10 protein-coding genes and 1 pseudogene are annotated in these 7,334 nt (G+C 70.2%); 4 read left to right on the plus strand and 7 right to left on the minus strand.

Annotation, left to right across the window (positions count from 1 at the left end; genetic code table 11):
* On the plus strand, nucleotides 1-113 hold a 113-nt coding region (locus DMC18_RS12885; protein WP_199232572.1), incomplete at its 5' end, for a helix-turn-helix domain-containing protein.
* A gap of 174 nt (nucleotides 114-287) precedes the next feature.
* On the opposite strand, the gene DMC18_RS12895 is transcribed toward DMC18_RS12885, so the two are convergent.
* The 3 genes from DMC18_RS12895 to DMC18_RS12905 all read right to left on the minus strand — a co-directional run bounded on the left by DMC18_RS12895 (nucleotide 288) and on the right by DMC18_RS12905 (nucleotide 2,097).
* Nucleotides 288-1,073 carry an SDR family oxidoreductase gene (locus DMC18_RS12895; protein WP_110120160.1) on the minus strand — a complete coding sequence of 262 codons (786 nt, stop codon included), beginning with the start codon at nucleotides 1,071-1,073 and terminating at the stop codon, nucleotides 288-290.
* 62 nt (nucleotides 1,074-1,135) lie between these two features.
* Nucleotides 1,136-1,423: a 4a-hydroxytetrahydrobiopterin dehydratase gene (locus tag DMC18_RS12900; RefSeq protein WP_110120161.1), complete on the minus strand. Its 288-nt coding sequence runs from the start codon at nucleotides 1,421-1,423 to the stop codon at nucleotides 1,136-1,138.
* A gap of 29 nt (nucleotides 1,424-1,452) precedes the next feature.
* Nucleotides 1,453-2,097, minus strand: coding sequence for an HAD-IA family hydrolase (locus tag DMC18_RS12905; RefSeq protein ID WP_110120162.1), 645 nt, complete (start codon nucleotides 2,095-2,097; stop codon nucleotides 1,453-1,455).
* A gap of 180 nt (nucleotides 2,098-2,277) precedes the next feature.
* On the opposite strand from DMC18_RS12905, the gene DMC18_RS12910 reads away from it, so the two are divergent.
* Nucleotides 2,278-2,928 carry a hypothetical protein gene (locus tag DMC18_RS12910; RefSeq protein ID WP_110120163.1) on the plus strand — a complete coding sequence of 217 codons (651 nt, stop codon included), beginning with the start codon at nucleotides 2,278-2,280 and terminating at the stop codon, nucleotides 2,926-2,928.
* A 126-nt stretch (nucleotides 2,929-3,054) separates the two neighbouring features.
* On the opposite strand, the gene rsmD is transcribed toward DMC18_RS12910, so the two are convergent.
* Nucleotides 3,055-3,618, minus strand: coding sequence for a 16S rRNA (guanine(966)-N(2))-methyltransferase RsmD (gene rsmD / locus DMC18_RS12915; RefSeq protein ID WP_110120164.1), 564 nt, complete (start codon nucleotides 3,616-3,618; stop codon nucleotides 3,055-3,057).
* The gene (locus DMC18_RS12920) at nucleotides 3,618-4,274 is read right to left on the minus strand and encodes a TMEM175 family protein (RefSeq protein ID WP_110120165.1); all 657 of its coding nucleotides are present in this window, start codon (nucleotides 4,272-4,274) and stop codon (nucleotides 3,618-3,620) included. Before DMC18_RS12920 ends, rsmD begins: the two co-directional genes overlap by 1 nt.
* Nucleotides 4,275-4,435: 161 nt before the next feature.
* Here DMC18_RS12920 and DMC18_RS12925 point away from each other — a divergent pair, with 161 nt between their 5' ends.
* A complete protein-coding gene (locus DMC18_RS12925) occupies nucleotides 4,436-5,389 on the plus strand; it encodes a lysostaphin resistance A-like protein (RefSeq protein ID WP_370444027.1) in 954 nt (317 codons plus the stop codon).
* On the opposite strand, the gene DMC18_RS12930 is transcribed toward DMC18_RS12925, so the two are convergent.
* Complete coding sequence (locus tag DMC18_RS12930) at nucleotides 5,386-6,039, minus strand: 1-acyl-sn-glycerol-3-phosphate acyltransferase (RefSeq protein ID WP_110120166.1); 654 nt, start codon at nucleotides 6,037-6,039, stop codon at nucleotides 5,386-5,388. The two genes, DMC18_RS12925 and DMC18_RS12930, sit on opposite strands and share 4 nt — an antisense overlap.
* A 7-nt stretch (nucleotides 6,040-6,046) precedes the next feature.
* Nucleotides 6,047-7,030 carry a phosphatidate cytidylyltransferase gene (locus DMC18_RS12935; RefSeq protein ID WP_110120167.1) on the minus strand — a complete coding sequence of 328 codons (984 nt, stop codon included), beginning with the start codon at nucleotides 7,028-7,030 and terminating at the stop codon, nucleotides 6,047-6,049.
* 108 nt (nucleotides 7,031-7,138) lie between these two features.
* Between DMC18_RS12935 and DMC18_RS12940 the strand changes: the two are divergent.
* Nucleotides 7,139-7,334 (plus strand): annotated as a pseudogene (locus DMC18_RS12940) (CDP-alcohol phosphatidyltransferase family protein); the annotation flags it as partial.

Consider the following 7,334-nt stretch of genomic DNA (forward strand, 5'->3'; position numbering starts at 1 on the left):
ACATCCAGCGGGTCTACGAGATGTGCGGCCACAACGTCTCCGAGACGGCCCGCCGCCTCAACATGCACCGCCGCACCCTGCAACGGATCCTCGCGAAGCGAGCGCCGCGCTAAGCCCCTCTCCCCTTGCGGGAGAGGGTGGCCTCCCGAAGGGAGGTCGGGTGAGGGGTCTCTCAAAAGCAAGACGCCGCGACAGCTGACCAGCCGTCGCGGCGTTTCTCGTGGGTGCGACCCCTCATCCGTCGACTTCGTCGACACCTTCTCCCGCAAGGGGAGAAGGGAGATGGCTCACATCGCCGAGATCCCGCCGTCGAGCTTCAGCTCGGCGCCGGTCATGAACTTGCTCTCGTCGCTGGCCAGGTAGAGCACGGCGTTGGCGATGTCGTCGGGCTCGCCGATGTGGCCCAGCGGGATCTGCCGGCCAAGCTTGGCGTGGGCCTCCTCCTTGCCGATGCGCTGGCTCAGCGGATCGAGGATCGGGGTGTCGATGAAGGTCGGGTGGATCGAGTTCGAGCGGATGTCGAGCCCGAGCTTGGCGCAATAGAGGGCGATGTTCTTGGAAAGCAGCCAGACCCCGGCCTTGGAGGCGTTGTAGGCCGGCGAGTTGTGGTTGGCGATCAGGCCGGCGATCGAGCTGATGTTGACGATCGAGCCCGGCTGGTGGGCGCGCATATGGGTCAGGGCGTGCTTGGCCCCAAGGAAGACGCTGTCGACATTGATCGACATGATCTTCTTCCAGAGGTCGAACTCCATCTGCTCCAGCGGCTTGTCGCCGGCCACCCCGGCGTTGTTGACCAGCACCGAGATGCCGCCCAGGTCGTTCGCCGCCGCCTCCAGGACCGCGATCCACTGGTCTTCCTGGGTGACGTCCAGGGCGTAGGCGAAGGCCGTGCCGGCCCCGTGCGCCGCATTGATCTCGGCCGCCACGGCCTTGGCCCCGTCGACATTGATGTCGGCCAGGGCCACCTTGGCGCCCTCCGAGGCCAGCTTGCGCGCCGCCGCCGCGCCCAGCCCCTGGGCCGCGCCGGTGATGAAGGCCTTCTTGCCGGCGACCCGGCCCGTGGTCTGCGCCATTCGGCGTCCTCCCTGAAATTCAAACGATAGTTTGAACCGGATGCGGGGGGAGGGGAAGGGCCTTATCCCGCGATGGCGTCCATGAACTTGGCCAGCTGCACGTCGCGTTCGCTCACCCCGTCGCAGTCGTGAGTGGTCAGGGTCACCTCGACGCGGTTGTAGACGTTGAACCATTCGGGGTGATGGTCGCGCTTGTCGGCCTCGATGGCCACGCGGGTCATGAAGCCGAAGGCGGCGTTGAAGTCGGCGAACTTAAACGTCTTCTCGATGGCGTCCTTGCCGCTGGCGGCGGTCCAGCCTTGGAGCTGGGCGAGGGCGGCGGCGGCGCCGATCTTGGCTGGGCGGGTCATGCGGGCGGCTCCGAAAGCGTCAGGCCTCTTCAGAACGCCAATCCGGTCGCCGCCGCAAGCTCGGCAAGGGCTTGTTCCTCGCTGCTCACCTTGATGGCGATCATGCCCAGGGCGGCCGCCGGCTTGCAGTTGACCCCCAGGTCGTCGAGATAGACGCACTGCTCGGGCGCAACATCCAGCAGCTCGCACATCATGCGGTAGATGCGCGGATCGGGCTTGCGCACCCCGGCCTTGGAGCTCTCGATCAGGGCGTCGAACAGCGACAGGATCTCGCTCACGGCCGCGGCCTTCTCCGGCGATGCGGCCATGCCCGTCCCGTGGCCGGCGCCGGGCACGTTGTTGGTGATGCAGCCGACCTTGAAGCGGGCCTTGCAGGCTTTCAGCGCCGCCACCATCCCCGGCCGCACCTCGCCTGACAGCAGCGGCAGCACGTCGGCCCCCGGCACGGCGTGGCCCAGTCGGGTCGACTCCTCCAGGAACAGGGCGTCGAAGGCGGCCGCGTCGATCTCGGCCCGCTCGAACCGCGCCCAGGCGTTGGTGTCGGGATCGACGGCGTTGACCCCGCGCAGGAAGTCGGTCGGCAGGTCGTTGCGCGCCTCGTAGCGGCGGAAGGCTTCGAAGGGCGAGGTGGTGAAGACCCCGCCGAAATCCCAGATCACCGCCTCGATCGCCATGACGCCCGCCTCGAACGATTGTTTGAAAATGGATCCTAGGCGAGGACGGGCGGCGGGAAAAGCCGCCTTCGATCCCGTCTTCGTTCTCCCTGAGATCAACGGCCAAGCTCGCGCCGAGCGCGAAAGAGCGGGCGCGCCTCGCCCGGGTCTGATTTATTAACGGGCCTGGAGTGTTCCCCCATGCGCCATGCTTTCCGCTTCGCCCCGCTGCTGATCGTCGCCGGTCTCGCCTTGGCCGCCCCGGCCCTGGCCCATGACCGCGGCCTGGCCGGCGGTCCGCCCGATCGCGCCAGCCTGCCGGTCGATCCGGAGATCCTGCCGCCCGACACCCGGCCCGGCGAATGCGTCGCCCGCCGCGTCACCGGTCCCGGCGGGGCCTATCGCTGGGAGCGGGTGGAGTGCGACGACGGCGAGCGCGGCTGGAGCGACTTCGACCGCTGGAGCTACGGCCGTCCGCCGCTGCGGGTGGAGGACCACGCCGCCCTGCCGCCGCCGCCTCCGCCATCGCCGGAATACGCGCCCGACCGCTACAGCCGCCGTCATGACGACGCTGGTTATGACGCTGGTTATCAAGAGGGCGGGTATCGAGAAGGTGGCTATCGCGGCGACATCGCCCGCCAGGAAACCTATCGCGGCGGCTCGGCCTATTCCCGCACCGAGGAGTCCTACGAGTCCAGCCGCGAACGCTACGACAGCGCCGCCAGCGGCTATGCGCAGGCCGGGCCGGCTTCCGGCTACGGCTATGCGGCGGCCTACGGCTCTTACGGGGAATACCAGTCGGCCGGCCGCGACGAATACGGCTACCTCGTCTGGCCGGGCAAGCGGCCTTAAGGGCGCCCGACCTTCTGCGTCCTTCGAGGCTCGCCTGCGGCTCGCACCTCAGGATGAGGGCGCTATTGCAATGAATTCCTCATCCTGAGGCGCCCGCAAAGCGGATCTCGAAGGACGCAAGGCGCTCTACAGCAGCCGCAGGAACAGCACCCGCGCCGCGCCGTAGTCGCGCGCGTCCAGCGTCTCGAACCCTTCCAGCGCCGGATCCGGTTCGCCGACGCCGCGCTCGAACACCACGATCGCGCCCGGGGCCAGCCAGCCGCCGGCGACCAGTTCGGTCAGGGCCTTCTCGCCCAGGCCCTTGGCGTAGGGCGGATCCAGGAAGGCGATGTCGAAGGCGGGGCCGGCGCTGGCCGGACGGACGCCCAGGTCGGTGGCGTCGCGGCGATGCACGCGGGTCTGGCCGAACAGGCCGAAGGCGTCGATGTTCTGGCGGATGGCCCCGCGCGCGGCCTCGTTGGTCTCGACGAACAGGCAGTTCACGGCCCCGCGCGAGAGGGCTTCCAGGCCCAGGGCGCCCGAGCCGGCGAAGACGTCGATCACCCGCGCCCCGTGCAGTTCCGGCGCCCAGGCGGCGTGCTCCAGGATGTTGAACACGGCCTGGCGGGCGCGGTCCGAGGTCGGGCGGGTGGCGTCGCCCGGCGGGGTGGCGATGGCCTTGCCGCGGAACTGGCCGGAGACGATGCGCATCAGGCCGAGGCCTCTTCGGGTTGGTCGATCTCGACGGCCTGCTCGGCCTGCCGGCGCATGTAGCGGCCGCCGGCGATGAAGGCGCCCAGCGCCAGGGCCAGCAGGATCAGGCCCCAGGCGTGGTTGAGAGCGAAGAAGATCAGGCCGCACATCAGACCGGGCGCGATCGCCACCCTAGCCAGGGTGAACAGGGCCTCGCCCCGATGCACCGGGCCGGTCAGTTCGCCGGCGAAGGCCGCGTAGCCCCAGAGGGCCGCCAGGGCGAAGCCGATCGCCGTCACCAGGCCCAGATAGACGATGGCGGCCGCGCCGCCGTGCTCCCACAGCAGTTCGGTGACCAGCGGCAGCAGGCCGATCAGGCCCAGGACGACCAGGTTGAGCACGTCGAGCACGCCGTTGGCCGTCCGCAGCCGGGCGAAGATCCGCCGGTGGCTGATCCAGTAGACGCCGATCACCGCGAAGCTGACCGCATAGGCCCACAGCTTGTGGCCCATCTGGCCGAACAGGTCGGCGATGCTGGTCCAGTGTTCGGGCGGGTGGATCTCGATGGCCAGCAGGGTGATGGCGATCGCGAAGACCGCGTCCGAAAACAGCACCAGCCGATGCAGGTGGGGGGCGCTGCCCTCGTGTCCGCCCGCGTTCGCCGTCTTGCTCATGAAACCCCCCGTGGGCGATCGCCCCACAAACACTGGGGCCAAATACCGGGGGATGTGTGCCTTCATCGCCGCGCGGCGGCAAGTCGCGGGGGCGGATCGATCGAAAACCCTTTTCCTTCGCCTCGCGCCGCTCTAGCGAGGAGCAGGGGCTGTGCGAGGGGATGGCGGCGGTGTTCGAAGACGCGAGAGGCTCGGCCTTCCTGGGCGACCTGACGCCGGCCGACCGCCGCATCGGCCGCGTGCTGCTGACCCTGCCCGTGGGCGTGATCGCCGCGGCGCTGGCGGCGATCATCGGGGCGGTCTTCGTCATGGCCCTGTTCGCCGGCCTGGCGCCGGGCGGCTTCGAGACGGCCATGGCCCTGGTGGAGTCGCTGCGCGATCCAAAGGCGGCCGCCGGCAGCCTGCAGACCCTGCTGTTCGTCCTGTGCCTGCTGGCCGCCACCAACGGCGGCATGGCCACGGCCTTCGCCGCCGTCGCCGCCATGCTGCACGAGCGCCGCCTGAAGTCCTACCTGACCAGCGCGCCGAGCTTCCGCTGGCGGCTGACCCTGCTGGGTCTCGTGCTGTTCGCCGTGACGCTGGGGCCGCTGCTGGCAGGCCTGGCCCAGCTCGACCCGCATCCGCCGGCCGCGCCGATCCTGACCCTGACGCCGGATCTCGACAGCCGCTTCGTGCACGCGGCGGGCGCGATCGGCCTGCTGCTGGTCGCCGCGGCGGCCGAGGAGCTGGTGTTCCGCGGCTGGCTGCTGAAGCTTTCGGGCGCCTTCACCCACCGCACCTGGCTGGTGCTGGCGATCAACGGCCTGATGTTCTCGGCCATTCACTTCGACCCCAATCCCGACGCCTTCCTGGTGCGCATGGTGCTGGGCGTCGGCCTGGCCTGGGCGACGCTGCGCCTGGGCGGGATCGAGTTCTCGATCGGCGCCCACGCGGCCAACAACATCGTCATCCTGCTGTTCCTGCAGCCGATGACCCTGGCCCCCGAAGCGCCCCACGCCTTCCGTTGGGAGGTGGTTCCGATCGCCGCCGGCATGCTGGCGCTCTATGTCGGCCTGGCCGAGCTGGTGGCCCGTACGCCCAGGCTGTCGCGCTGGGCGGGGGTCGTCACGGCCTAAGGCTCCTCGGACCATCTCAGCGGCGGGGCCTGGGCCTTCAGGGCCAGCATGGCCGCGCGCAGGGCGTCCATGAAGCCGCCGCGCCGGCCGGTCCAGATCACCGGCTCGCCCACCAGCACCGCGCAGTTCAGCGGCACCGGCACGCTGGCGCCCTTGGGCAGCACGCGGCCGGCGCCCTGGATCCACACCGGGATCACCGGCGCCTGCGGGAAGGCCTCGGCCAGGCGGGCGACGCCGCTCTTCAGCTGGCCCATCTCGTCGCTTTCGCCGTCGCCGCGGGCGCCCTCGGGAAAGATCAGCACGATCTCGCCGGCCGCCAGGGCCGCGCGGGCTGGGGCCAGCACGTCCTCGCCGTCGGCCGCCTTGCCGCGCGCCACCGGCACGATGCCGATCACATGGCGCGAGAACCAGCCGATCACCGGGTCGCGCAGGAAATAGTCGGCCGCCGCCGCTGGCCTAAGCTTCGACACCGCCCGCGACGGGAAGACGGCCAGCATCAGCAGGGTGTCGACATGGCTGGCGTGGTTGGCGGCGATGATCGCCGGACCCTTCAGCGGCAGGCGTTCGCGGCCGGTGACATCGGCGCCCGTCATCAGCACCGCCAGCGGCCGGGCGACGAGGACGAGCAGGAGAAAGCGGAGGAAGCGCACGGCCGGTTCAGAACTTCTGCAGGCCGAACAGGGCCAGCAGGTGGAAGTAGAGCGGGGCGGTGAAGGTCAGGCTGTCGGCGCGGTCAAGCACCCCGCCGTGGCCGGGAATGGCGTGCGAGGTGTCCTTGACCCCGATGTCGCGCTTGATGGCGCTCATGGTCACGTCGCCGGCGAAGCCCGCCGCCGGCAGCACGAAGGCGACGATGGCCAGGCCCAGGCCCGACAGCGGCGTGAACACCGGGCCGAGAAACCAGATCAGGGCGGCGGTGGTGATCCAGCCGCCGATAAAACCCTCCCAGGTCTTGTTGGGGCTGACCTTGGGCAGGATCTTGTGGCGGCCGACCAGCTTGCCCCAGCAGTACTGGGCGACGTCGTTGAACTCGGTGGCCAGCAGAAGGAAGAACACCAGGCCCGCCGCGCCGGCCGGCAGCGGCTCGCTGTCGGGAACCCGCATCAGGAAGGCCACGACCCCCAGATTGTAGACGCAGGTGACCAGGCCCCAGTGGAAGGTCGCGGCGCTGGCCAGATAGCCCCGCGTCTGGCCGATCAGCGCCATCAGGGCGGGCAGGCCCAGGAACACCCAGACCGGGATGAACACGATGTAGAACATGTAGCGGTCGGCGACGATGAAGCCGTAGGCCGCGATCAGGCAGCCATAGGCCGCCAGGATGGCCGGGCGGTCCTCGCGCCGCCGCACCGCGAGAGACAGGAACTCGCGCAGGGCCAGGAACGAGATGAAGGCGAAGACGGCGGTGGTCGCCTGCCAGCCCAGCAGCAGCGCCCCGGCCAGCAGGGCCACCATCCCCCACCACGAGGCGATGCGCAGCCGCAGCTCCTCGAACGACTTGCCGGGCTTGAGCAGCGGCAGGACGGCGGCGATGGCGCTGGCGACGCCCAGCAGGATCACCACGCCGCCCAGCCCCGCCAGCAGGGCGGGCGGCTTGGCGGCCAGGAAGGCCTGCGCCCGCCCTATCCAATCGGCGAAATCCATCGACGCTCCCGCTGGCTCGACCTTCGGTATAGCCTAGTTGCGCAGAGGCGTGGAACTTCCCGCCGCCGTCGCCCTTCCGGGAACGACGCCCCGCCGGAAAGCCGCCCGATGACCGATGCGCCCGACCTCGACAACCGCCGCCCGCTCAAGAGCCGCCAGACGGCGTGGGCCCAGGGCCTGGCCAGGACCCTGGCCGGCAAGGGGATCAAGGCCGACGCGATCTCGGGCCTGGGCCTGGCCTTCGCGGGCCTGGGCGGGGCGCTGCTGGCGGCCAGCGGCGGGGTGGACGGCTGGCCGCGCGGCG

This window comes from Caulobacter sp. D5 (assembly GCF_003185805.1).
In the GTDB taxonomy this organism is placed as follows: Bacteria; Pseudomonadota; Alphaproteobacteria; order Caulobacterales; family Caulobacteraceae; genus Caulobacter.

Coding starts and splice junctions, on each gene's coding strand:
- DMC18_RS12895 (WP_110120160.1), bottom strand. CDS start 1,073: ATGGCGCAGACCACGGGCCGGGTCGCCGGCAAGAAGGCCTTCATCACC.
- DMC18_RS12900 (WP_110120161.1), bottom strand. CDS start 1,423: ATGACCCGCCCAGCCAAGATCGGCGCCGCCGCCGCCCTCGCCCAGCTC.
- DMC18_RS12905 (WP_110120162.1), bottom strand. CDS start 2,097: ATGGCGATCGAGGCGGTGATCTGGGATTTCGGCGGGGTCTTCACCACC.
- DMC18_RS12910 (WP_110120163.1), top strand. CDS start 2,278: ATGCGCCATGCTTTCCGCTTCGCCCCGCTGCTGATCGTCGCCGGTCTC.
- rsmD (WP_110120164.1), bottom strand. CDS start 3,618: ATGCGCATCGTCTCCGGCCAGTTCCGCGGCAAGGCCATCGCCACCCCG.
- DMC18_RS12920 (WP_110120165.1), bottom strand. CDS start 4,274: ATGAGCAAGACGGCGAACGCGGGCGGACACGAGGGCAGCGCCCCCCAC.
- DMC18_RS12925 (WP_370444027.1), top strand. CDS start 4,436: ATGGCGGCGGTGTTCGAAGACGCGAGAGGCTCGGCCTTCCTGGGCGAC.
- DMC18_RS12935 (WP_110120167.1), bottom strand. CDS start 7,030: ATGGATTTCGCCGATTGGATAGGGCGGGCGCAGGCCTTCCTGGCCGCC.